This is a genomic window from Flavobacterium tistrianum (assembly GCF_003254545.1).
In the GTDB taxonomy this organism is placed as follows: domain Bacteria; phylum Bacteroidota; class Bacteroidia; order Flavobacteriales; family Flavobacteriaceae; genus Flavobacterium; species Flavobacterium tistrianum.
In genome coordinates, this window is record NZ_QJRH01000068.1 from 48814 (window position 1) to 74626 (window position 25813).

Annotated in this window: 22 protein-coding genes; 9 read left to right on the forward strand and 13 right to left on the reverse strand. The window is 33.5% G+C overall.

From position 1 onward, the window contains the following. Positions 1 to 52: 52 nt before the first annotated feature. Positions 53 to 1111, reverse strand: a complete 1059-nt coding sequence (gene aroC, locus DMB71_RS10730) for a chorismate synthase (protein ID WP_111365989.1) — start codon at positions 1109 to 1111, stop codon at positions 53 to 55. A 188-nt stretch (positions 1112 to 1299) separates the two neighbouring features. Between aroC and DMB71_RS10735 the strand changes: the two genes are divergently transcribed. Both DMB71_RS10735 and DMB71_RS10740 read left to right on the forward strand, forming a co-directional pair. After that, on the forward strand, positions 1300 to 2121 hold the full coding sequence (locus DMB71_RS10735) for a UDP-2,3-diacylglucosamine diphosphatase (RefSeq protein WP_111365991.1): 822 nt from the start codon (positions 1300 to 1302) through the stop codon (positions 2119 to 2121). 139 nt (positions 2122 to 2260) lie between these two features. After that, positions 2261 to 2758: a hypothetical protein gene (locus DMB71_RS10740; protein WP_111365992.1), complete on the forward strand. Its 498-nt coding sequence runs from the start codon at positions 2261 to 2263 to the stop codon at positions 2756 to 2758. An 82-nt stretch (positions 2759 to 2840) separates the two neighbouring features. Here the strand turns inward: DMB71_RS10740 and DMB71_RS10745 are convergent, their stop codons facing one another. From DMB71_RS10745 to DMB71_RS10780, 7 genes are all read right to left on the reverse strand, one after another. Next, on the reverse strand, positions 2841 to 3266 hold the full coding sequence (locus tag DMB71_RS10745) for a protease complex subunit PrcB family protein (RefSeq protein WP_111365994.1): 426 nt from the start codon (positions 3264 to 3266) through the stop codon (positions 2841 to 2843). Positions 3267 to 3281: 15 nt separating this feature from the next. Beyond that, positions 3282 to 4427 carry an N-acetyl-alpha-D-glucosaminyl L-malate synthase BshA gene (gene bshA / locus DMB71_RS10750; RefSeq protein ID WP_111365996.1) on the reverse strand — a complete coding sequence of 382 codons (1146 nt, stop codon included), beginning with the start codon at positions 4425 to 4427 and terminating at the stop codon, positions 3282 to 3284. A gap of 314 nt (positions 4428 to 4741) precedes the next feature. Then, complete coding sequence (locus DMB71_RS10760) at positions 4742 to 5224, reverse strand: ABC transporter ATPase (RefSeq protein ID WP_111365999.1); 483 nt, start codon at positions 5222 to 5224, stop codon at positions 4742 to 4744. Between the two features lie 151 nt (positions 5225 to 5375). After that, complete coding sequence (locus DMB71_RS10765) at positions 5376 to 6167, reverse strand: (Fe-S)-binding protein (protein ID WP_111366000.1); 792 nt, start codon at positions 6165 to 6167, stop codon at positions 5376 to 5378. A gap of 84 nt (positions 6168 to 6251) precedes the next feature. After that, positions 6252 to 7589, reverse strand: coding sequence for a (Fe-S)-binding protein (locus DMB71_RS10770; RefSeq protein ID WP_111366002.1), 1338 nt, complete (start codon positions 7587 to 7589; stop codon positions 6252 to 6254). Positions 7590 to 7595: 6 nt separating this feature from the next. After that, entirely contained in the window at positions 7596 to 8561 is a 966-nt protein-coding gene (locus DMB71_RS10775; RefSeq protein WP_111366003.1) for an MlaD family protein, read from the reverse strand. Positions 8562 to 8611: 50 nt separating this feature from the next. Further along, entirely contained in the window at positions 8612 to 9736 is a 1125-nt protein-coding gene (locus DMB71_RS10780) for an N-acetylmuramoyl-L-alanine amidase family protein (protein WP_111366365.1), read from the reverse strand. Positions 9737 to 9818: 82 nt separating this feature from the next. Here DMB71_RS10780 and DMB71_RS10785 point away from each other — a divergent pair, with 82 nt between their 5' ends. Together DMB71_RS10785 and DMB71_RS10790 are read left to right on the forward strand one after the other, a co-directional pair. After that, positions 9819 to 12521, forward strand: coding sequence for a putative LPS assembly protein LptD (locus tag DMB71_RS10785; protein ID WP_204251787.1), 2703 nt, complete (start codon positions 9819 to 9821; stop codon positions 12519 to 12521). 28 nt (positions 12522 to 12549) lie between these two features. After that, a complete protein-coding gene (locus DMB71_RS10790) occupies positions 12550 to 12930 on the forward strand; it encodes a RidA family protein (RefSeq protein ID WP_111366007.1) in 381 nt (126 codons plus the stop codon). Here DMB71_RS10790 and DMB71_RS10795 read toward each other — a convergent pair. The 5 genes from DMB71_RS10795 to DMB71_RS10815 form a co-directional block, all read right to left on the reverse strand. Then, positions 12911 to 13285: a methylglyoxal synthase gene (locus DMB71_RS10795; RefSeq protein ID WP_044048067.1), complete on the reverse strand. Its 375-nt coding sequence runs from the start codon at positions 13283 to 13285 to the stop codon at positions 12911 to 12913. The genes DMB71_RS10790 and DMB71_RS10795 overlap by 20 nt on opposite strands. Before the next feature lie 10 nt (positions 13286 to 13295). Continuing rightward, positions 13296 to 14147: an N-acetylglucosamine kinase gene (locus tag DMB71_RS10800; RefSeq protein WP_111366008.1), complete on the reverse strand. Its 852-nt coding sequence runs from the start codon at positions 14145 to 14147 to the stop codon at positions 13296 to 13298. 131 nt (positions 14148 to 14278) lie between these two features. Then, the gene (gene gap / locus DMB71_RS10805) at positions 14279 to 15283 is read right to left on the reverse strand and encodes a type I glyceraldehyde-3-phosphate dehydrogenase (RefSeq protein ID WP_008468814.1); all 1005 of its coding nucleotides are present in this window, start codon (positions 15281 to 15283) and stop codon (positions 14279 to 14281) included. A gap of 95 nt (positions 15284 to 15378) precedes the next feature. After that, positions 15379 to 16365, reverse strand: a complete 987-nt coding sequence (pfkA, locus tag DMB71_RS10810) for a 6-phosphofructokinase (protein WP_111366010.1) — start codon at positions 16363 to 16365, stop codon at positions 15379 to 15381. A 308-nt stretch (positions 16366 to 16673) separates the two neighbouring features. Beyond that, positions 16674 to 21212, reverse strand: coding sequence for a translocation/assembly module TamB domain-containing protein (locus tag DMB71_RS10815; RefSeq protein WP_111366011.1), 4539 nt, complete (start codon positions 21210 to 21212; stop codon positions 16674 to 16676). A 194-nt stretch (positions 21213 to 21406) separates the two neighbouring features. Here DMB71_RS10815 and tsaD point away from each other — a divergent pair, with 194 nt between their 5' ends. The 5 genes from tsaD to DMB71_RS10845 all read left to right on the forward strand — a co-directional run bounded on the left by tsaD (position 21407) and on the right by DMB71_RS10845 (position 25710). Then, positions 21407 to 22429, forward strand: a complete 1023-nt coding sequence (tsaD, locus tag DMB71_RS10825) for a tRNA (adenosine(37)-N6)-threonylcarbamoyltransferase complex transferase subunit TsaD (protein WP_066034076.1) — start codon at positions 21407 to 21409, stop codon at positions 22427 to 22429. A 2-nt stretch (positions 22430 to 22431) separates the two neighbouring features. Further along, positions 22432 to 23136: a 16S rRNA (uracil(1498)-N(3))-methyltransferase gene (locus DMB71_RS10830; protein ID WP_111366015.1), complete on the forward strand. Its 705-nt coding sequence runs from the start codon at positions 22432 to 22434 to the stop codon at positions 23134 to 23136. Between the two features lie 171 nt (positions 23137 to 23307). Further along, entirely contained in the window at positions 23308 to 23946 is a 639-nt protein-coding gene (locus DMB71_RS10835; RefSeq protein WP_111366017.1) for a DUF4159 domain-containing protein, read from the forward strand. 10 nt (positions 23947 to 23956) lie between these two features. Then, positions 23957 to 24454, forward strand: a complete 498-nt coding sequence (locus DMB71_RS10840) for a TrmH family RNA methyltransferase (protein WP_111366019.1) — start codon at positions 23957 to 23959, stop codon at positions 24452 to 24454. Positions 24455 to 24750: 296 nt separating this feature from the next. Further along, positions 24751 to 25710 (forward strand): zinc metalloprotease, encoded by a 960-nt coding sequence (locus DMB71_RS10845; RefSeq protein WP_111366021.1) that lies wholly within the window; start codon positions 24751 to 24753, stop codon positions 25708 to 25710. Positions 25711 to 25813: the final 103 nt, after the last annotated feature.

A 25813-nucleotide genomic window follows, 5' to 3' on the forward strand; every position in this document is an offset into this window, starting at 1 on the left:
AAATTATTTTTTAATTATTAAAATAATAAGACCCTCACTGTCTTACCTTTTATTAATATGTTTTGTTGATTAAATGAAAATCTGCCAAAACAATTGCGGCCATCGCTTCTACGATTGGCACTGCGCGAGGCACTACACAGGGATCATGACGTCCTTTTCCTGTCATTGGTGTAATGTTACCTTTATTATCTAAAGAATCTTGAGTCTGCATAATAGTTGCAACAGGTTTAAACGCCACTCTGAAATAAATATCCATTCCGTTGCTTATACCACCTTGAATTCCTCCAGAAAGATTTGTTTTTGTAGTTCCGTCAGGATTGTATAAATCGTTGTGCTCGCTTCCTTTCATTTCAGAACCAGAAAAACCGCTTCCATATTCAAAACCTTTTACTGCATTAATAGAAAGCATTGCTTTTCCTAATTCTGCGTGAAGTTTATCAAATACTGGTTCTCCTAAACCAACTGGAACATTCTGAATAACGCAAGTTACAACACCACCAACGGTATCTCCTTGTTTACGAATGTCACGAATATATTCTTCCATAATCGCTGCAGATTTTTCATCTGGACAACGCACTGGATTGCTTTCAATTTTAGAAAAATCCAATTCCTGATATGGTGTTTCTAAATGAATTGGACCAACAGAAGAAACATAAGCATTGATTTTAATTTCAGGCAACATTTGTTTTGCAATTGCACCTGCTACTACCCTACTTGCTGTTTCTCTTGCAGAACTTCTTCCGCCACCGCGATAATCACGGAAACCATATTTCTGATCGTAAACATAGTCAGCGTGGCTTGGTCTGTAGTTATCTTTTATATGAGAGTAATCATCTGATTTTTGATTGGTATTAGGAATAATGAAACCAATTGGAGTTCCTGTCGTTTTTCCTTCAAATATTCCTGATAGAAACTGAACGCTGTCTGGTTCTTTTCTTTGTGTAACAATTGCTGACTGACCAGGCTTTCTACGAGCCATATCTACTTCAATTGCTTCAAAATCTAGTTGTATTCCTGGAGGACATCCGTCGATAATTCCGCCTAAAGCTTCACCGTGAGATTCTCCAAATGTTGTTACTTTATATAGTGTGCCGAAGCTGTTTCCTGCCATTGTGTTTTGTTTTGAGCAAATGTAAGTTTTATGAATTAAATTAAAAAATTTAAAACTGGTATTATTAACGAAACATTTAACGGGATAAAAATCACGATTTGGTAAAATTAGCCTCTTTTTGATAACCTTTTAATAAAATCGAATTTCACAAATTTTCATTCATTTGTAAAACTTCAAATCAAGAAAAATTGAAAAAAAGAAATGTCGAATTGGTCATTCTTTCTGATGTCCATTTAGGAACTTACGGGAGTCACGCAAAAGAGCTAAACAACTATCTTTCAAGCATTAAACCAAAAACTCTAGTTTTAAACGGCGATATAATTGATGCTTGGCAGTTTCGCAAATCTTATTTTCCAAAAGCACATTTGCGTGTTATCCAGCGTATTATCGGAATGGCTTCTAAAGGAACAAAAGTGTATTATATTACTGGAAATCACGACGAGATACTTCGAAAATTCAGTGATATGAATATGGGAAATTTTGCCCTAGTAGATAAATTAGTCTTAGAATTAGACGATAAAAAAGCATGGATTTTTCACGGAGACGTTTTTGATGCTTCTGTTCAACATTCCAAATGGATCGCAAAACTAGGCGGTTTAGGTTACGATTATTTGATTCTAACAAACCGATTTGCCAACTGGTGCCTAGCAAAATTAGGACGCGAACCTTATTCTTTTTCAAAAAAAATAAAAGCAAGCGTTAAGAAAGCAGTAAAATTTATTTCAGATTTTGAAACTACTGCAACCGATCTGGCTATAGAAAAAAAATACGATTATGTTATCTGTGGGCACATTCATGAACCAAAAATCATGACCAAAGAAAACAAACATGGCTCCACTTTATATTTGAATTCAGGCGACTGGGTAGAAAACTTAACAGCTTTAGAATATCATAAAAAACGCTGGAAATTGTATTCTTATAAGGCTAGCAATTTTTCAGAAGAGGAAAACCTTTTAGAAATGGAGGATCTCCTTACTTCTCAACTAATTTCTTCGATAATATTAAAATAAGCACCTCAAAAGCAGGTTTTTAAGAATTTTAACACTCCAATTTCTCGAAAATGTAAATTATATAACAATTTTCAAAAATGTTATACGTTTTGTATTTAACTGTAATAATACATTTGAAGAAAATTAATTTACCATTTTTATGAAAAAGATACTTTTATCTGCCATTATGCTTCTTGGTTTAGCATTTACGGCTCAATCGCAAGAAATTTCGAAAAACGCTTTAGGATTACGTTTAGGTGACAATAACGGTTTTGGGGGAGAAATCTCATATCAATTAGGGTTAAATCAAAAAAACAGACTTGAATTCGATTTAGGATGGAGAAACAGTCATGATGTAGACGCAATAAAAGGAGTTGCTCTTTACCAATGGGTTTGGAACATCGACGGAGGTTTTAACTGGTATGCTGGTGTCGGAGGAGGACTAGCTGCTTGGGATTATGATTATTACAACAATAACTACAGATACAAAGATAGCGGAACTTATGTTTTTGCAGCTGGAGATATCGGTATAGAATATAGATTTAAAGAAGTGCCGCTTACTTTATCATTAGACGCAAGACCAGAAATTGGTTCAGGATATTACGATGATGATAATTTTGGATTTGACGTTGGTTTAGGTGTCAAATTTAGATTCTAAAATAAATTAAAAAATAATTGTAAGAAGAAGCCTGTCGTTTTAAAGCGACAGGCTTTTTTTATTACTTCAAAACATTAAGCTCTTAATTAATGATAATCGCTTTTTTAGAATGGATTTTTACAACCGTATAAGGATATGAAATCACCTGCATGGTCATGGCATCTTTTGGAGGATTGTTTTCTTTTACCGTTATAATGATATTTTTATCTGTTTCTTCCACCTTTTCAACATCGATCGTATAACCGCTTGTGTTTTTTTCACCCATATTCAAAATCACATAATTATAATCTTGAACATCTGGATCTTTCATTTTATGAGTCAAATTTGGATCATTTTCAAGCATTTTAATCTCATTTGGTTCAGTCAGAATTTCAAAAAACTTAATATTTCCACCGCCGTCAGATTGTGTTGTCAAAACCTCATACAGCGATGTGTTTGAACTTCCAGCTTTCTTCACTCCGCAAGAAATCAAAACAAAAACCGCTAAAATAGAAATTACTTTCTTCATTTTTTCCTTTTTAAATTAGTGCTTCTCCAATTTGTAATCATCAACCGCTTTTTGATATAAAGCTTCATATTTAGGCAATATGTTTTTAATATCAAATTTTCTTGCAACTTCTAATGCATTTGCTTTGAATTGACTTAAAACAGCATCATCTTTTAAAATCTTCAAAGCATTTTGTGCCATTTCCTCAACATTTCCAACATTGCTTAAATAACCTGAAAAACCGTCGTAATTAACCTCAGGCAAACCTCCAGAATTACTCGAAATTACCGGAACACCACAAGCCATTGCTTCCAAAGCCGCCAAACCAAAACTTTCAGTTTCTGAAGGCAGTAAAAACAAATCGGTCATACATAAGATTTTATCAATTTCATGGCTATTTCCAAAGAAGATCACTTTGTCTAAAATTCCTAATTCCTGACATAACATCTCTGCTTTTTCTTTTTCAGGTCCGTCTCCAACCATCATTAATTTAGCTGGAATTTCTTTCTGAACATTATAGAAAATCTTAATGATATCTGGAATGCGTTTTACTTTTCTAAAGTTACTAATGTGAGTAATAATACGTTCATCCTCATTAGCCATTACATAACGATGACAAGGCGCGTTTGGATCTTTTTTGACCTTGTCCAATTCAATGAAATTCGGAATAACCTTAATTTTATTCTTGATTTTGAACAATTTCAAAGTATCATCTTTCAAACTCTGAGAAACCGAAGTCACATAATCTGATTTATTGATACTGAAAGTCACCGCAGGTTTATAAAACGGATGATTTCCAACCAACGTAATATCAGTTCCGTGAAGTGTTGTAATCATCGGAAGATTTATTCCTTCATTTTTAAGCATCTGTTTTGCCATGTATCCTGCATACGCATGCGGGATAGCATAATGCACATGCAGAAGCTCTATTTTGTACAATTTCACCATATCAACCAATTTGCTAGATAGCGCCAATTCGTAAGGCTGATAATGAAACAAAGGATATTCCGGAACATTTACTTCGTGATAATGAACATTCGGATTTAAAAGTGCCAATCTAACTGGCTGACTATATGTAATAAAATGTATTTCGTGTCCTCTTCTGGCTAATTCGAGACCTAACTCCGTGGCTACTACCCCACTACCTCCAAAAGTCGGATAACAAACAATTGCTATTTTCATGGATTAAATTTAATTCTACGAAAATACTCAAAAATAGCGTTTCATCAGGCTTTTAAACTGTTAGATTTTTGACAAAATTAGATTAATTCCAGTTAATAACTATTTTCAGAAAAAGTGGCTTTTTCCAACTTTGTCAAAGTTTCAAACTTTGACAAACTTCACAACAAACATAATACAGGAATAAACCTGACAGGTTTTAAAAACCTGTCAGCTTTCAGAATCCAAACTTTAAACTTGAAACCTGAAACTTTAAACAACAAAAAAGGCACAAAATCTATTATTTCATGCCTTTTTAAATATCTTAATATTTCTTCTTAGAAAAATCTACTATGCCAGCTGTCAGCAGCAGGAACTTCCCAAGCTTCATTAAATTCTTCGATATTGGTAACCAAATTATTAAAAACAATTGTATTTGCTGTTACCGCTTTATCTTTAACCATTTTCTTGAAATCAATTAATGGTTTGTGTGCAATATGCTCTCCAAGTTTAAAAGTGACATTCATTTTGTCCAATAAATCAACATCATACTTTTTTTCTAAACTTTGAATAAACTCAACAGAACTATCTATAGAACAACCTGTAGCAGCTTGAACATCTTGATTTACCGCCAATATTATAAATCTGTTGTATTTCAATAAATAAGAAGCTTCAAGACTTGTGCCGTGTGCTGCCCATTGTTCTACAAAAGCTTTTAAATCAGTTTCTATTTCAGAAAATTCTTCCTCAGAAAATTTTCTGTTAGACTGGTAAATCCAAACTCTAGATTCACCTGGTAAATTTTCAAAAGGTATATACATTTAATTTTAGATTTTTAGATTTTTAGATTTTAGATTGTTGATTTTAGATTGTTGATTTTAGATTGTTGATTTTAGATTTATGAAAGTTTCACGTTTAGGTTTCAAAAAAACTTAGCGCCTCAGAACCTTAGCATCTTAGAACCTTAAAAAACTATAGATCCTGCGCATTCGCTATTAATTCAGCGATATCCAAAACTTTAACCTGACCTTCTTTTTCTTTATTTTTAATTCCGTCTGTCAACATTGTATTACAGAATGGACATCCTGCTGCAATAATATCAGGTTGAGTTTCCAAAGCATCTTCTGTACGAAGAACGTTTACTTCTTTGTTTCCAGGTTCTGCATCTTTAAACATTTGCGCTCCACCTGCTCCACAGCATAATCCGTTTGCTTTAGAACGTTTCATTTCTACTAATTCAACGTCCAATTTCTGAATTAAATCTCTTGGCGCTTCGTAAACTTTATTTGCTCTTCCTAAATAACAAGGATCATGGAAAGTAATTTTTTTACCTTTAAATTGTCCGCCTTCAACAGTTAATCTTCCTTCATCAATTAATGACTTCAAAAATTCTGTATGATGAATAACTTCGTAGTTACCTCCTAATTCCGGGTATTCATTTTTTAAAGTATTAAAACAGTGCGGGCAAGCTGTAACAATTTTTTTTGCTTCATAAGCATTCAAAACCTCGATATTCATCATGGCTTGCATTTGAAACAAAAACTCATTTCCAGCTCTCTTTGCAGGATCACCAGTACAACTCTCTTCTGTACCTAAAACCGCAAAAGAAACATTCGTACGATTTAAAATTCGCACAAACGCTTTAGTAATTTTTTTTGCTCTATCATCAAAACTTCCTGCGCAACCTACCCAAAACAAAACCTCTGGCTGTTTTCCTTCGGCAAGCATTTCTGCCATTGTTGGCACAACTAAACTTTCTGACATCTCTCTCTTTGTTTAAAGTTTAAAGTTCAAAGTTTCAAATTTTATTCTGAAATCTGAATTTTTAATTTTTTTTTTGAATTAAAATTAATTCTCGTTTTTCCAATTTAAACGGTCTTGCTGACTGTACTGCCAAGGAGCTCCGTTATTTTCAATATTAGTCATCATTGCATTTAACGACATCGGAGCAGCACTTTGTTCCATAACCAAATAACGACGCATGTCCATAATAATCGATAATGGACTAATATTTACTGGACATTCTTCAACGCAAGCATTACAAGACGTACAAGCCCATAATTCTTCTGGCGTTATATAATCGTTTAAAAGTGATTTGTTGTCTGGAACAAAAACTCCTTTATTAGCATCGATATTTTTACCAACTTCTGTCAAACGATCTCTTGTATCCATCATGATCTTACGCGGAGACAATTTTTTACCTGTTTGATTTGCAGGACAAGAAGAAGTACAACGCCCACATTCCGTACAAGTATAAGCATTCAACAACTGAACCCAGTTTAAATCCTGAACATCACTTGCACCAAATTTAGCTGGATGAGCATTTTCATCAGCGGGCGCAGCCGCAAACGGATCTGCATTTGGATCCATCATTAATTTCACTTCTTTCGTAACTGAAGCTAAGTTATCAAACTGCCCTTCTGGTTTTAAGTTTGCAAAATAGGTATTTGGAAAAGCCAAAAGAATATGCAAATGTTTAGAGAAGTATAAATAGTTCATAAAAACTAAAATACCAACAATATGCAACCACCAGAAAACTTCAAACAATAATCCAACAACTTCGTTGGATGTACCATTAAAAATTGGCGCTATAAACTGGCTTATTGGGTAACTTCCTGCTTTATGAAAATGAGAATATCCTCCTGGAACATTCTGCAAATGCAAATCAGACGCATTCATCAATAAAAACAGAATCATCAAAACTGTTTCGAAATACAAAATGTAATTAGCATCGCTCTTTGGAAAACCAGTTAGATCTTTGCTTACAAAACGTTTCAAACGGATTACATTTCTTCTGATCCAGAAAGTAACTACAGCAATAATTACAAGTATCGCCAATATTTCAAATGAAGCAATTAGAACATCATAAACTACGCCTAAATAAGGTGCAAAAACTCTATGTGTTCCAAAAAGTCCATCGATAATAATTTCTAATAATTCTATATTAATTATTATGAAACCAACATATACAAAAATATGAAGAATTCCTGCAACAGGGCGTCTCACCATTTTTGACTGCCCTAAAGCAATCAATGCCATGTTTTTCCAACGAGCTTTAGGATTATCTTTTCGATCTACATCGACTCCTAGATTAATATTTCGGATGATTTTTTTTACGCTCGCTGTAAAAAAACCGAAACCTACTATAAGAAGTATTGCGAATAAAATATTATCTAAATAACTCATTTATAATTATTTTTTATCGGTTGAGTTTGTTTCTTCTGTTGGTGCTACGTATGGTTTATTTTTCTTTCCAAAAAGAGAAACATTTACGTAACGGGTTGGGTAAAGACGAAGGTCTTGCAATAACAATTCAAGTTCTTTTGAAGTTTTTGTCAAGTTATTATACAAAGCCTCATCATTAAGTATTTTTCCTGCTGTACCTTTTCCAGAATTCAAGTTGCTCATTAAAACATCAACTTTAGCCAAAGTTTGATTCAAGTTGCGAACCGTTTTTCCTAAATCTGCTTTATTTAATGAATCTGAAATTTTATTGAAGTTGCCAGACATCTTATTGAAGTTTGTAACCATTCCATTAATCTGTCCTTTATTAGTATCCAAGATATTATTAAGACTTCCAGAAGCTTTATGAAATTGTTCCATTGTCTGACTTAACTCAGCAATTGTTTTCTTTAGATTTTCTTGAGTGTTTTTATCTAAAGTATTATTTAATCCTGTAACCAAATTATCAATATTCAAAAGCATTTTATCAAGCTTTTGTTGAATTGGTTCAATTTTTCCTCCTAATGATTCTGTCAATCCTAATTCAACAGAAGAAACTAATTTTTGTCCGTCTTCTGCCAATTCTTTATCTGCAAAATTTGGAATAATTTTAATTTGTTTCCCTCCAATCAAACTTGGAGAATAAATAGAAGCTGTACTTGTTTTAGAAATTGGAAAATCTGTTTTAAGCTGAAGCTCAACTAACAATTTACCTGTAACTTCATCAATTGTAATTTTATTTACTTTACCAATCGCAAGTCCGTTAAGGGTTACTGGCGCTGATGGTGCCAAATCTTCAACATTATCATATTCAGCATATAATATTGTATAATTAGTAAAAAGGTCTCTTCCCTTTAAAAAACTATATCCCCAGATAAATAGTAGAATGGATGCGATGACTAAAATAGCCGTTTTAATTTCTCTTGTTAGTTTCAAAATTCTAAGTGTTTGTACAAAATTAATATAAATATTCGAACTTATGCTTATTATTTAATCGCGTCCTGAATACTGATTTTTTCGCCATCTTTAGTTGCCACTAAAAATGCTGCGCCATATCCTTTACTTTTAGCTTCTTGCAGATATTTTTGCGCTGTTTCGTAACTTGGAGTTTCTTCGTAGAAATATTTATAAATATTATTTTCGTACACCATAGTTACATTTTTAAGACCTTTAAAGTTTTTTGGTTCTAAAGGTGTTTTTTTTATGCTTGCAATAAGCTGCACTTTAAAGAATGTTCCTTTTGGAGCATTTTTAACAACAGCAACTGGAGTAGTTGTTTTTGGTTTTGCCTTAGTTGAAGTATCTCTTATGGGCCGACTATCCTCTAACTCAGTTCCTGAACCAAAGTATTCTCTTTTATAACTTAAAATAGCTTCTGCAATCGCTCTTGCAATATCGTCTTGTCCTTCTTCTGAATTCAAGATATTCCCTTCTGCTGGATTAGAGACAAATCCTGTTTCAACCAAAACTCTAGGCATATATGCTTTATGAAGTACCATAAAAGGTGCTTGTTTCACACCTCCATGTCGAAGTTTTTTTCCTAATTTTTCAAAGTTTTCTTCGATTTTAGTTGCTAGAGTAATACTATTATCCAAATATTCTTCCTGCATTAGAGTCATACCAATCATAGATTCTGGAGAATTTGGATCGTACCCTTCATATTTACGTTTATAGTCTTTCTCTAATGTAATTACCGAGTTTTCTTTTTTCGCAGCTTCAAGGTTCGATGCTACTTTACTTAAACCCATTACATAAGTTTCAGTTCCGTCGGCCGCAGTATTTTTATTGGCGTTACAGTGAATAGAGACGAAAATATTTGAATTTGCTCTATTTGCAATATTGGCTCTTTCGACCAAATCAACAAAAACATCTGTTTTACGAGTATAAATTACATTAACATTTGGATTTAGCTCTAATATCTTCCCTACTTTCAAAACAATAGCTAAAGCAATATTTTTTTCAATTCGCCCACTGTAAACAGCACCAAAGTCATGATCTCCATGTCCAGCATCAAGTGTTACCTTAAATACATTTGACTGACTGTGAGCACAAAAAGACGATATCGTTAGAAATAAAGTAAATATTACTTTAAATTTGTTAATTCCATTCATAAATCTAAAAGTTAATTTTAATAAAACGCAGCTGTTATAATTTTTAGAATTGATTATTTTTGCCAAAAAATTATATGTAAGTTTGACGTGTCAAAAAACAAGCCATAATTTTACAAAAATAGCATTTAAACCTTTGCATACAAACTTATTTAATATCGTTTTAATATCATTTTTCCTAACTATAGGTTGTGGTAATTTATATTCGCAAGAAATAAAAAACAAAAAAAAGCCTTTACCTGCTGTAAAACAAACAGATAAAGAAACTGCTGCGATTACAGATACCATAAAACTAGATACTGTTAAACCAAAAAAGACTTTTTTGGACGGAAAAGTTAGATATAAAGCCAAAGATTATGCTAAAATTGACCAGAAAAAAAAGCTGATTACTTTATATAATGAAGCTGAATTATACTATAAAGATGTCGAATTAAAATCGGGTATAATTGTACTTAATTATGAAAAAGATGAAGTTTATGCAGGAAGAATTAAAGATTCTGCTGGCGTTTTAACGCAATATCCAAATTTCAAACAAGGCTCAAGCGAAGTACAGCCTGATTCTATCCGTTTTAATTTTAAAACCAAAAAGGCTTTAATTTATAATTCGAGAACAAAACAAGGCGAATTGAACATTAAGGCTTCTGTTACTAAAAAAGAAAACGACTCTGTTTACTTTTTAAAAGGAGCGCGTATTACAACTGCTCAAGATATTGACAATCCTGAATACTACTTTCAAACTAGTAGAATTAAATTTGTGCCAGGCAAAAAAATCGTTGCTGGCTTAACACAATTAGTAATTGCTGATGTTCCTACTCCGCTTGCATTGCCTTATGGTTTTTTCCCTTTAAGTAAAGAAAAAAGCGTTTCGGGTATTATCATTCCAAGTTATAATGATTCTAACACAAGAGGTTTCTCATTGCAAAATGGAGGTTATTATTTTGCTCTTAGCGATAATTACGACTTAACTGTACTTGGAGATTATTATACGAACGGAAGTTACGCCATGCGATTTGAGTCGGCATATGCTAAGCGATATAAGTATAGAGGAAATGTCAATATCCGTTTTGAGAATTTAATTAACAGTGAACGTGGTTATCCTGACTATTCGAAACAGAACATTTACAATATTCAGTGGTCACACTCTAAAGACACAAAAGCAAACCCGAATTCTACTTTCTCTGCTTCTGTCAACATGGGTAGTAGTAAGTACTTTAAACAGTCTATCAACCAAGCAAATATTGGATCAAACTTAAATAACACTTTAAGTTCTTCTATTTCATACAATAAAACTTTTAATACTATTCCTGGTTCTCGTATTTCGTTATCTGCAACCCACAGCCAGAATACGCAGACAGAAGACATTATTATGACGCTTCCGTCTCTACAAGGAAGTATTGACCGTGTATACCCGTTTGTTGGAAAAGATGGCGTAAAGAAAGGATTAATCAAGAATATCAACTTGCAATATAATGTAAGCGGTAAAAATTATTTTAAAACAAAAGATTCGCTATTCTTCAAACCTCAGATGTTTGATGATGCACAGTTAGGTTTACAACAGACTATTCCGTTGAGCACCAACTTTAAGATTTTTAAATATTTTAGTGCAGGAGCTTCCACAACTTACCAAGAAACGTGGGTTAATAAAACTATCCAGAAAGAATATGATCCAGCTGCTGGACAAACCATTAATAAAACTGTAAATGGTTTTGATGCTTTTAGAACATATAATTTCAGCACCAATTTAGGTACCACTATTTACGGAACTTTCAATTTTGGAGCTGATAAAAAAATCCAATCTATTCGACACGTGATGCGTCCGAGTATTACATATGCTTACACGCCAAGTTTTGAAAAATATTACGACACATATGCTGTAGACGCTTCTGGAAGAATTACTTCTGAATACACCAGATTCGAAAACGGATTATACGGAGCGCCAGGAAAAGAAAATTCTAACATTGTTGGTTTTGCTTTGAGCAATACTTTTGAAGCTAAAGTAAGAGACCGTGACAGCACAAAAACTGAGCCTAAAAAGATTATGCTGCTGAACAACTTGAACTTCAGCACAAGCTATAATTTCAACGCTGACGGAAAAAGCACATTTGGATGGCAACCTGTATTGGTTAGTGGTGGAACACAGTTTTTTGACAACAAAATGAACATGAATTTTGGTGCCACATTAGATCCGTACGCGATTGATAACGGTGGTAACAAAATTGACAAATTCAATATTGACAATGGCGGAAGTTTGTTTAGAATGACAAGTGCAAACGTAACTGTAAACTATTCATTCACGAACAAAGGAACAGGAAAAGAAAAAGAAAAAAATACTCAGAGCCAGCGAAATGGTGGTCGAAATGATGATTTGTTTGGAACAAATACAGATTTAAATGACAGCCGTAACAGCCAGTTTGCCAATGAACCTGAGAAAGAAGATGCCATTACGGAATTCTTTAATTCTAAAGTCCCGTGGGACATGACGCTTGCGTATTCATTAACGTATTCAAACGTAAAACGAGAGAATACTATTTCTGGAAACTCTATCATGATTTCCATCAATACCGATCTTACTCCTAAATGGAAAGCAGGGGTTTCAACTGGTTACGATTTTGTACAAAAAGGGGTTACCTTTACACAATTCCGTTTTGAAAGAGACTTATTGAGCTGGAGAATGGCCTTTAACTGGCAACCTCTTGGAACAAATTCTAACTGGAACTTCTTTATCGGAATTAAATCTGGTATGCTGAGCGATATCAAATGGAACAAACGTAGCGTTTCAAACAGATAAACAACTTTCGAATCAAAATAATTTCATTATGAAAAAAATCATTTTTACCGAGAAAGCTCCGGCTCCAATCGGGCCTTATAATCAAGCTGTATTATCTGGAAACACACTTTATGCTTCTGGACAGATTGCAATCAATCCTGAGTCAGGAAAATTGATTACAGACAACATTAATGATGAAACTACTCAAGTTATGAAAAATATTGCCGCTATTCTTGAGGCAGCAAATATGACTTTTGAGAACGTTGTAAAGTCAACTATTTTCATCATGGACATGAATAACTTCGGAGCAATAAATACCGTTTACGGTTCTTATTTTAACGAAAAAACCGCTCCAGCTCGTGAAACGGTTCAAGTGGCTTGTTTGCCAAAAAATGTTAATGTAGAAATTTCTATAATTGCTGTGCAATAGCATCTAATAATAATTGTGCCGTTGCTTCATTGGTTGCCAGCGGCACATTATGCACATCGCAAACACGAATTAGCATATTAATATCTGCTTCATGCGGATGGCTTGACAAAGGGTCTTTAAAAAAGAAAACCATTTGCGTAATTCCTTCCGCTACCCTTCCAGCAATTTGCGCATCGCCTCCAAGAGGTCCAGAAAGCATTCTCTGAGTTTTAAATCCAGCAGCTTCTGCTTTTCCTCCCGTAGTACCAGTACCAATAAGTCTTATTTTTTCATTGTGCAAAACAGCTTCATTTTTAATCAAGAAATCAATTAAATCAGCTTTTTTTCCATCATGAGCAATAATGGCAATTTCCATAAAACCAGAACTATTGATTAGCGACATGGTAAGCAATTAATCCATCAATAGGCCTTCTTAAAACATTACCTAATTGAAGTTCATATTTGTTAAATGTCTCTTGTAATTCATCTTTCAAATAAAACGCAATAGAACCAACAAAATGTACCGGAACTTCCTTGCAGTTATCGAATTGTTTGATGTAATTCTTAACGAAAGACTTCATTCCTTTGAAGATGATTTTTCTGCAGAATTCTGTGTCTTTATGCTTAATCAAGAATTTAGCGTAAGTAGCTAAATAAGCATTCGGGTTTGGCTCTTTATATAATTTGTTTTTAATAAAATCTGGATCAACGTCGTACTCTTTTTCAAGCTCAACAGCCAATTCTTTAGGCATTTTATTAAAATAGTACTTTCTAATTAATTCTTTTCCAAAAACGTTACCACTGCAATCATCCATTACAATATAACCTAATGATTGAACTTTTTGATGCAATGCTTTTCCATCAAAATAACTGCAGTTAGAACCTGTTCCTAAGATAGAAACAATTGCTTCTTCTCCTTTTGGAGTTGTTGCATAAACAGCAGCATAAGTATCTTCTTGAACGTCTACAATTGCGTTAGAAAAATATTCTTGAAAAATTCTTTTCAACCACTCTTTCATTCTGTCTGTACCGCAACCGGCACCGTAAAAGAATAAATGTGTAGCATTTTTTTTGTTTTGTAAGATATCAAAACGGTCATTTAATCTTTCGATAATTTCTGGCTCGTCTAGAATTTCAGGATTTAATCCTAAAGTTTGTGTTGTGAATAATACTTTTCCATTATCATCTATCGCAATCCAATCGGCTTTAGTAGATCCACTGTCAACTATTAATTTCATTTGTTTAGTTTTTGGAATTAGGTTTTTCTATCTTTAACTTAAAAGTGTATTTTTTACATTAATTATAGAAGTGACAAAATAAGAAAATCCCGTTATTGTAAAGTAACGGGATTTTGCAAAAATATATATTATTATTTTAAACCTGCAATATGTACAGATAAATCAATTAATTTGCTTGAGTATCCGTACTCATTGTCATACCAAGATACTAATTTGAAGAAAGTAGAGTTTAATCCGATTCCTGCACCAGCATCAACGATAGAAGTTCTTTTATCTGAGATAAAATCTTGAGATACAACAGCATCTTCAGTATATCCTAAGATACCTTTCATTTCGTTTTCTGAAGCTTTTTTCAATACAGCTAAGATTTCTTCGTAAGTAGTTTCTTTAGCCACTTTAACAGTTAAATCTACTACAGAAACGTCAGCAGTAGGAACACGGAAAGACATTCCAGTTAATTTTCCATTCAAAGATGGAATAACTTTTCCAACCGCTTTAGCAGCACCTGTTGAAGAAGGAATGATGTTGATTGCAGCAGCACGTCCACCTCTCCAGTCTTTTCTAGAAGGTCCGTCAGCAGTCATTTGAGTTGAAGTAGTTGCGTGAACAGTAGTCATTAAACCTTCAACAATTTCGAAATTATCGTGGATAACTTTAGCTAATGGAGCTAAACAGTTTGTAGTACAAGAAGCGTTAGAAACAACTAAATCAGAAGCTTTTGCAGTTTCGTGGTTAACTCCCATTACAAACATTGGAGCATCAGCAGAAGGAGCAGAAATGATAACTTTCTTTGCACCACCTTTTAAGTGCTCACTTGCTGTTTCGATAGTTGTGAAGATACCAGTACATTCAGCTACTACATCTACATCAACTTCGTTCCATTTTAAGTCAGCTGGATTTCTTTCTGCAGAGATACGGATGTTTCTTCCGTTTACATACAATTTTCCTTCTTTAACTTCTACAGTTCCGTTGAAACGACCGTGAACTGAATCATATTTTAATAAATAAGCTAAGTGATCTACGTCTAACAAATCGTTGATTGCAACAACTTCTACATTATCTCTATTGAAAGACTCTCTAAAAACGATTCTTCCGATACGTCCAAATCCGTTTATTCCTAATTTTACTTTTGACATTTTACTAAATTTTTTGCTTTTGTTTTTATTACACTATTTCAAAGTCTAATTTCCTCACAATAAACTTCTTTTCTTTTTTAAACTTTTTATATTAGTTATGTCGACATAATGTCTGACACTCTTAACAATTCTTTGTCAATCTCTGATTTTCCTTTAATAGCCTGCTCAAGTGGAGTCAAGATTACTTTATCTTCGCGAAGTCCCACCATATAGTTAGATTTTCCTTCAATTAAAGATTCTACTGCTTTTACTCCAAGACGGCTCGCTAAAACACGGTCAAAACAAGATGGAGAACCACCACGCTGCATGTGTCCTAAAACAGAAACTCTTACGTCGTATTCAGGAAGGTTGGCTTCAACATAATCTTTTAATTCGAATACGTTTTTACCAATCTTATCTCCTTCAGCAATAACAACTATACTTGATGATTTTCCTGATGCTTTACTTTTTTGAAGTGAATCTAAAAGACGATCCAAACCCAAATCTTCTTCAGGAATAAGGATTTCTTCTGCTCCTGCACCAATACCTGCATTAAGAGCGATATGGCCAGCATCTCTACCCATAACCTCTACAAAGAAAAGACGGTTATGCGAACTTGCTGTATCTCTAATTTTGTCGATACAGTCTACAACAGTATTCAAAGCAGTGTCATACCCTAAAGTAAAACTTGTACCATAAATATCATTATCAATTGTACCTGGAATTCCCATTACCGGGAAACCAAATTCTGCATTAAAAATTAATCCTCCAGTAAAACTTCCATCACCACCAATAACAACTAAAGCATCTACACCAGCCTTAACAAGATTCTCGTGTGCTTTCTTTCTACCTTCAGGGGTTCTAAACTCAACTGAACGAGCCGATTTTAAGATCGTTCCACCTTTGTTTACAATATTATTTACGCTACGTGGTCCCATCTCTTTGAAGTCACCCTCAATCATTCCCTGGTACCCTCTATAAATTCCGATACATTCTATATTGTGATATGCGCAAGTTCGAACAACTGATCGTATTGCAGCATTCATTCCAGGTGAATCTCCTCCTGAGGTAAGAACACCTACTTTTTTTATTGTTTTTGGCATTATTTAAGTATTAAAGTGTAAAATTAGCAAACATTCAGCACTTTTCGGGTTACGATTATCATAAATTAATAAAATCTGTTAAATTCAAACGTTTTCGTTAATAAGTTTTTTCTAGGAAAAAATTTCATTAAAAATAATAAAACGCTATTTTTTTAATTAAATCGTCAAAATTAACAATACCCTAATGAAGTGTTATAAAAATAGAATTTCCCGCTCATATGGAAAATTTTAAAAGAGTCCCTAAATTTAGCACAAAAAAAACCATTATGAGAATAATGGTTTTATAAAAGGTTATTTTTAACAAAGTGTTAATAATCGTTATCAGGAATTAGTCCTTGATTATTGCTTGGAGTTTGTTCCTGTTCTTTTTTCTTTTTCTTTTCTTCTTCTTTTTTCCTTTTCTCTTCGTCTTCCTTTGCTTTCTTTTTATTTTTTTCTGAATCTTTCTTGCTTGAGAAATTCATATATTCAGGAAGATACGAATCTTGAAGATCGTCATGAGAAGAATTTTTTACAGCTTTTTCTATTTTATGATTTTTAAATAGCTTATTTACAAGCTCGCTAAAGGTATCAAAATCTACTTCGTACGAAATACCGACACCTTGCGTATACCCAATTCCTTGTCCTATATAATTAATGTCGTTTTCTTTATTAAACAAACGAAGGTTCATTGTTCCGTCTTCATTTACTCGATACAGAATTTCGATATCTCCAACAATTGCAGATTCATTCACACCTCCAACAGGAACTCCTAATTTCCCGTTAATAGTAATTCTTTCATTAATCTGAGAAGATATATTAGCCACAAACTGACCGTCAACCTCCTGCCCCGTTCTTCTGTCTGCAGCAATGTAATTTAAGTCAATATTTACTTTATCATTGTCCGACTTGATAATGCCACCCAACAAACTTGAAGCGGTTTCTGTCAATGTTCCAGAAAAATCTCCTTGGCTAAATCCGTCGGTACTCATAAACGAACCAGTCGATAATAAGTAAAGTGCTTGTGTCTGACGAATATCTTTATCGTCTAATTTATATTGTATCTCCGATTTTAAAACATTACTTACAGACGGAAACTGAATATCAAAATTAGGTTCTGGACTCGCCAAATCTCCTCTCAATCCAATAACCACTTCTACTGGAACTTTTTTATTGAATGAAGAAGTATTATCTAAAAGTACTGCTGGATTGGCTTGCGTCTTATAAACTGCTTCTAAATTCAGCTGGGCACGCATTGGGTTTCCTTCCCAAATAATCGAACCTCCTTTTTTAACCGTAAACTTTTTATCGATAAGTCCACCGTATTTAAAATTATAAGTTCCTTCATATGCCTGGAAATCCCCCCACATATTAAATTTACCTAACGTATTGATTTTAAACAACAATGATCCGTATCCTCGACCTTTCATACCATGCCCCGAATTTCGATCTAAAATAACTTCTACTTCGGCATCTGGCGTAATATCGAAATCAAATTCCAGTTCAAGTCCGTTATAGTCTCTTGTTTTTTCAACAATTCCGTTCTCTAGATTATACTTTTCTTTCGGCGTCACAAAATGAATCCAGCTGCTTTCTCCAACACTTTGTGCATTATTAATTGGAATCTTAACTTCTGTGCCTTTTTCAGATTTCGCATCTACCTTAATAAATAAACCTTCTACAGGACCTTTTATACTAGCCGTTCCATTTATAAAGGCAGTTCCAAAATAAGCAGCATCTTCACTGTCTTTTGTATCCAATGCCACTAATCGTTTAGAAGTGATATTTAAATCCAGTTTCCAATCGCCAAAATTATTATGCTCGATAGTTCCATTCAGCAAACCTTTTGTACCATATTTTGTATCCGTTAACTGATTATTTCTAAACAAGAATTTTTCATTGGTTAAATCAATAACCGTTCGATCGCTTAATTCATAATCGGTATTAAGGTACGGAATCGTCATTCCCGCTTTTTCGACATACAAACGACCATTGATTTCTGGTTTTTTCAAATTTCCGACAACAGCGGCATTTCCAGAAACAGAACCGCGCACATTTGACAAAACATCTCCGCCGACAGTTCCTAAAGTAGCCAGATTGAAACCTTCTAATTTCAAACTCATATCCAAGATGGTCTCCTTATTCTCTACGGCAAAAGTTCCGTTAGCTCTAAACGATTCAGTAAAACCATTCTGAATTGAAGAATTAACCGTAAATTTTCTAAAAGATTCATCTCCCGAAATATCAAAATTTAGCGTACCGAGTTCTGTCTTGTTCATCACAAGATGATCAATTTTTATGGATGCAGTGGGCTGATAAACATTTTTGTTCTGCTTATAATTGACACTTCCATTCAAGTTACCATTAAATACAAATTTGGAATTTGCGGGGGTTATTTTATTAATATCAACATCTTCAAAAGTAAGTTCGAGATCTTTATAATCTTTCCCTTTTATAACTCCATTTAAATCAATTTTCTGATTTTCATGAGACAAAACGATATTGTCGAATGTGAAGTTTTTAAAATACTGATCAATAACAATCTGATTATCCTTTTCTGCATCTTCGTTTAAGTACCAGATATAATCCTTAAACTTCATTTCAGACTTTTTGATTCCGACAATGTTATTTTTGTTCTTATCAATGGTATGAAACAAATCAAGATTAAAGTAATCTTCGCCCTTATCTCCTCCTTTAAACTCAGAACGAACAAAAAGCGTGTCATTTGCCGTAACATTAATCAAATTAAAATCACGTATTTTATAATAAGGTGTTTTTATACTGTCTAATTCGACATAAGCATTGTAAAGCGGATTTTTATTATCGATGTTAATTCGAATGTTATCAAATGTACTTTTGTCTGCTGTAATTTTTTTAGATCTAAAACGGAATTTAAATTCCTGCAAATCAGAATCTATTTTTCCTCTCACAACGGTCGAAGAATCAATATTTATTTCCGGGTAAAGCATTTCGACCACTTTATCATAAACACGGAAATTGAAATTCAAGAATTGTCCTTTTCTAACTTTATAAGGCTTGTAATTGGTATACAAACTACCAACAGAATTCATGACCAATTTATCCAATTGATCAAATCTAAATTTACCTACAATTTTTCCGTCTACAACATCATTCGAACTTACTGTAATGGTTCTTAAGCGATCTGCATCAAAACTTGAATTTAAATTTACCTGATCAAAAACATAAGTTGTTTTTGGATTCTGATATTCTGCATCGTTTATAAAAATATCACCTTGCAGATTTTCAATAGAATTTCCAGACAATTGAACTACAACATCTCCTTTAAAGTGCGAGATAGAATCATTGATAAATTTAAGTTTTCGCAAATCTGAATTTTCAACATTAATATGAAAATCATAACGGTTTTCTCTCTTGCTCAAATCCAGCAAACCATCAAAATTCAAATTTAAATTCGGATCATTTATCGCAATTTGTCCTTTATAATAAGGCAATTTGAAATTTCCGTTGACTACTATATTATTATAGGTGTATTTATTATAATCCAGCTTTGCAATATCTCCTTTGATAACCGTATTCAAATATTTCTCAGTAAAACCAACGCCATCTACATCAAGATTCAAAGTCGTCTTGCCAATATCTTTTCTGTTTAAAACCGCACCAACATCAAAATTATCTAAAACAATATTTCCAGAATAAGAAGCCTTGTCAATAAAATCCATATTATTCAAATGAAGATCGACTTGACCATTTCCTACATCTGTAGCCATTTTAAAAGCGGTTTCTAATTCTGTTGTCGTTACTTTTGCTTTTCCGACAATATTAAACTTGCCGATTCGCTTCATTTCTTTCGGAAGCCTTTTACCTAAAACTCCAGGAAGTAAAACTACCAAATCATCATAACTAGAAAGCAGTTTGCTAAACTTTCCGTCCATAGAAAACTTCTGCGTTTTACTGCCTAGAAGATTTCTGAAATTGATTGTTCCGTTAATTTTTGACCCGTTTGTGTCGCTTAGTCTCAATCCTGTAAGCGTCATATTATTCAACGGACCGTCTAATTTGGTTTTCAGTTTAAAATGCTGATTTTTACCTAAACCATCATAAAAATGACGAATATCGTTTGTTGCAATTGAAGAAGAATCTATTAAAACATCAAATCGAACTTTATCTGTAAAATCAAGAAAATCTGATGGTTTATAATTCAAAATTGCTACACCATAAATAGAAGACCTTTTGGTTTTAATAGCCAGATTTTCAACTTTAATCTGTTTTTTGGTATAACTGAATTTCCCAGCAAAGTTAGAAACATACAAACCGCGATGATCCATAAAAGAAAACCTATGAATGTTTGTATTTACATCTGGGCCGTACAATTTAAACTCGCTGATATAAGCGTTTAATTTTGTAAAATCTAGAAATTTAGGTGTCGTTTTATTTTCGTCAACAACAGAAAATCTTCCTTTTTCGATGTAGGCATTTTTAGCCGTTAGAAGAAAATGCTTGGTTGATTTTTTCTTAGGTGTATTCTCTACCTCAAAAGCTTGGATAAATTTATTGATATTATTTTCATCTTCACCTTTGTAGGTTTTCAAATTAAAAATCAAACCTGTCAAACGTAAATCGCCAAAAATTAAATCTCCGTCTAAGAGCCTACTAAAACTGGCAATATCAGTAGTGATGATATCCGAATAAATCATCGTTTTTTTATGATGATCTAGGATTGTCACTTTCTTCAATTTTACTCCACCAAAAATATTGATTGCCGTTTTTTCAACGTTAATATTAACCTTGTAATCTTCATTTAATCTGTTGGTAACATAATTGGCAATCTGTGTCTGAACGACAGGAAGAGAGAGTATGATAGCGAGTGCTAACAAAAGTAAAATCAACCCAATTAGGGTTCTAGATATTATTTTCTTTACTTTTTTGATAGCTTCTTTAATTTTAGTTTTTCTTTTAATTTATTTGAACAGACAAAGAACGGCTGTTTTTGATAAAAATTCTTTAATTTTGGGGCACTGCTTAAATCAAAGAGATGTAATCATTTGATTTGTCAAATATAATTCAAAATTTGTGCCTTTATATGCAAAATCCAGAGGTTTTTATTCTAGCCATCGAAAGTTCATGCGATGATACTGCTGCCGCGGTTTTACATAACGACAAAGTATTGTCAAATGTTGTAGCCAATCAATTAATTCATAATCAATACGGAGGTGTTGTTCCCGAATTGGCTTCCCGAGCGCATCAGCAGAATATTGTACCAGTGATAGATGCTGCACTTCGTAAAGCAAATGTACAAAAAGAACAGTTAAGCGCAATCGCATTTACGCAAGGACCAGGATTAATGGGCTCTTTATTGGTGGGAACTTCATTCAGTAAATCATTATCATTAGCTTTAAATGTTCCGTTAATTGCTGTAAATCATATGCATGCTCATATTTTGGCTCATTTTATTGATGAAGAAGGTTACGATAAACCAGAATTTCCTTTTTTAGCTTTAACAATAAGTGGCGGACACACGCAAATTGTAAAAGTAAATAGCTTTTTTGATATGGAAATTATCGGGGAAACTACAGATGACGCTGTAGGTGAAGCATTTGATAAAAGTGCCAAAATTCTTGGACTTCCTTATCCTGGTGGACCTTTGATTGATAAATATGCAAAAGAAGGAAATCCGAAAGCATTTCCTTTTACAAAACCGAAAGTTCCAGGATTAGATTTCAGTTTCTCTGGACTGAAAACGGCTATTTTATATTTCATTCAAAAAAACAAACAGCAGAATCCGAATTTTATTGAAGAAAACTTAAATGATATCTGCGCTTCTATTCAGCATACGATTATCGAAATCTTGATGGATAAAATTAAACTAGCTGTAAAAGAAACTGGAATTACACAAATCGCTATTGGCGGTGGAGTTTCAGCAAATTCTGGCATTCGAAATACTTTAAAAGAAACCGAAAGCAAATACGGCTGGAAAACTTTTATTCCGAAATTTGAATATACAACAGATAATGCTGCAATGATTGGAATTGTAGGATACCAAAAATACTTATCTAATCGTTTCGAAACTTCTTCTGTAGTTTCTAAAGCCAGAATCGAATTTTAATCATGCAGTTATTTTTTAATCCGAATATAGACTCGACGACCGAAAGTTTTTCTTTTGATAAAGAAGAAAGCCGTCATATCATAAAAGTTCTAAGAAAAAAAGACGGAGATATTCTGCATGTTACAAATGGCTCTGGACTTTTGTTTGAAACTCAGATCACTCTGGCTTCAGACAATAAATGTACCGTAGAAGTGCTTTCTATAACAAATGCCGAAAAGCCAAAATTCCATTTGCATTTGGCCGTTGCTCCAACCAAAATGAATGACCGTTTTGAATGGTTTTTAGAAAAAGCGACTGAAATTGGCATTCAAGAAATTACACCCATTTTCTGTGATCGCTCTGAACGAAAAGTAATTAATCGGGATCGTTTTGAGAAAATCATTCTTTCGGCCATGAAACAATGCAATGAAACTTTTTTGCCAAAATTGAACGAAGCCATTTCGTTTAAAGAGTTCATTAAACGAAAGCAAAATGGTTTATCTCTAATTGCACATTGTGAAGAAACCGATAAAAAATCACTAAAAGAGGTTTTAAAACCCAATGAAGATGTAACGATTCTAATTGGTCCAGAAGGCGACTTTTCTGAGAAAGAAATTGCATTGGCATTAGAAAACAATTACAAACCAGTAACTTTAGGAAACACGCGCTTGAGAACAGAAACAGCTGCAGTTGTGGCTTGTCATAGCGTTGTTTTTTTTAATGAATAAACAAATTAAAGACAATTAAATTTGACATTTCAAGAGAATAAATCAACTCAATTTTGTCATTTTGACGAAGGAGAAATCTCCGCGAGAAGCTCCGCAACGAAGAGCCAAACTTTGTAGAGTTGCTTGTAGAGATTTCTCCTTCGTCGAAATGACAAATAAAGATCTAAAAGAATGAAAAAAATATTCTATCTATTTTTACTAATTTCAATCTCTTCTTTTTCACAAGAAATCGCTTTGCTTAAATACAGCGGTGGCGGCGACTGGTACGCAAACCCAACTTCTTTGCCTAATTTGATCAGTTTTTGCAATGCTAATATTAATACCCGTATTAAAAGTAAGCCTTCAACTGTAGAACCAAGCAATCCAGATTTGTTTTCATATCCGTTTGTACACATGACGGGGCACGGAAATGTGGTCTTTAGTGATGCAGATGTGACAAACTTAAGAAATTATCTAACTGCTGGAGGTTTCCTTCATATAGATGACAATTACGGAATGGATCAGTTTATTAGAAAAGAAATCAAAAAGATATTTCCGAATAATAATTTAGTTGAGCTTCCTGCAAATCATCCAATTTTTCAGAAACCTTTTCCTTTCCCAAACGGGTTGCCAAAAATTCATGAACACGACGGAACGCGCGCTCAGGCTTTTGGAATTTTCATAGACAATAAACTGGTTTTGCTTTATACATACGAATGTGATTTGGGTGACGGCTGGGAAGACCCAGAAGTTCATAACGATCCTGCAAACGTAAGAGACAAAGCGCTTAAAATGGGCGCAAACATTATCAATTATATTTTTACTAATTAAATTTTAGAAAGTGCAGCTAACTCACGAAGAAAATCAATTTGAAAGAAAAACATTTCCCATTACTTTGGTATGCGATCATATTTACTTTCAGCAGAATATTGGTTCTTTGTTCCGAATTTCTGAAGCTTTTGGAGTTGAAAATATTATTTTTTTCGGAAAAGATATTCCGCTTACACCTCGCAAAATCAATAAAACTTCTAGAAGCACACATCTTCATGTGCCTCATTCTGTTATTGAAGATTATACGGAGCTTCAATCCTATTTAATTGACAATAATTTTGAAATTATTGCCTTAGAAATTGCTTCTAACAGCAAGCCTCTAAAAGAAGTTATGATTCCTTTCGACAAAAAAATTGCACTTTTGATTGGAAGTGAAATCAATGGAATATCAGACGAACTTTTACAGCTTTCTCATCAAATTGTGCATATCAATATGTTTGGCAAAAATAGCAGCATGAATGTGGTTCAAGCAGCGAGTATTGCTCTTTATGAGATTACTTCTTTGTAAAAAAATGCACTCTAAAAATCTCTTATAAAGCAAAACTCCAATTTTGCTTCAAATTTATTTGTTAAAATTCATCGTTAAACAACAGATAATCACGACGAAATGCATTTAAAAAACAAAAAGAAAGAAAATACTGTATAATTTTTAGAAGATAATTTTTGTAGGAATCAATGTTTGTAAGGGATTGTAAAATTTCTCACAAAATTTTTATTCTAATATTTTGCACGAAAGGTATTTTGTTATAAAATTGCTACATTATTCAACTAATCAACAATTTTATAACAAAAACCCAAATTATTATGAAAAAAGTTATTATTACCACATTTGCAGCATTAATGCTGTTTGCTTGTCAAAATGAACAATCTGATTCTGCTAATGCAGATGCAAGCGTTCCTGCCAGAAGAGGCTGTGCAACGCAAGAAGTTTTAGAAGCTCAATTGAAAGCCGATCCTATGTTGGCGATTAGAATGAACGAAATTGAAACTTTTACGGCGCAACACGCAGGTTCAAATTTCACAGGCCGTTTGGTAAATGGTAAAATTGAAATTCCTGTTGTCGTTAATGTTTTATACAGAACGGCTGCTGAAAACATTTCAGATGCACAAATTCAATCTCAAATTGATGTGCTAAACAAAGATTTCAATGCTTTAAACTCAGATTACAATAATGTGCCAGCACTATTTGCAGGAGTGAAAGCAAACATCGGAATCTCATTTGTTTTAGACCAAGTTATTAGAAAATCAACAACTAAAACTTCTTGGGGAACAAATGATGCAATGAAGAAAACAGCTCAAGGCGGACTTGCTCCAACTAGTCCAACTACAAAATTAAACCTATGGTCATGTGTTATTGGCGGCGGAATTTTAGGTTATGCACAATTCCCTGGTGGTGCTTCTGCTACTGATGGAGTGGTAATTGATCCTAAATATTTCGGATTATCTGGTTCTGCAAATGCTCCATATAACTTAGGAAGAACAGCTACACACGAAGTTGGTCACTGGATGAACTTACGTCACATCTGGGGAGATGCAACTTGCGGAAGCGATCTTGTTTCAGATACTCCTACTCACAACACAGCAAACTATGGAGTTCCTGCGTATCCTCATTACAGCACTTGTACAGGTACACCTGTAGAAATGACAATGAACTACATGGATTATGTAGACGATGCTGCAATGTACATGTTCTCAACAGGACAGAAAAACAGAATTTCAGCTATTTTTACAACTGGAGGAGCGAGAGCTGCTTTTGCACAATAAGCTGAAACTAAAAATATCAATAAAGCGAGATGATTCATCTCGCTTTTTTTGTTTACCTCTAAATTTTAGAATGCTTTTTCCTATATTTATAGTCTAAATTTTA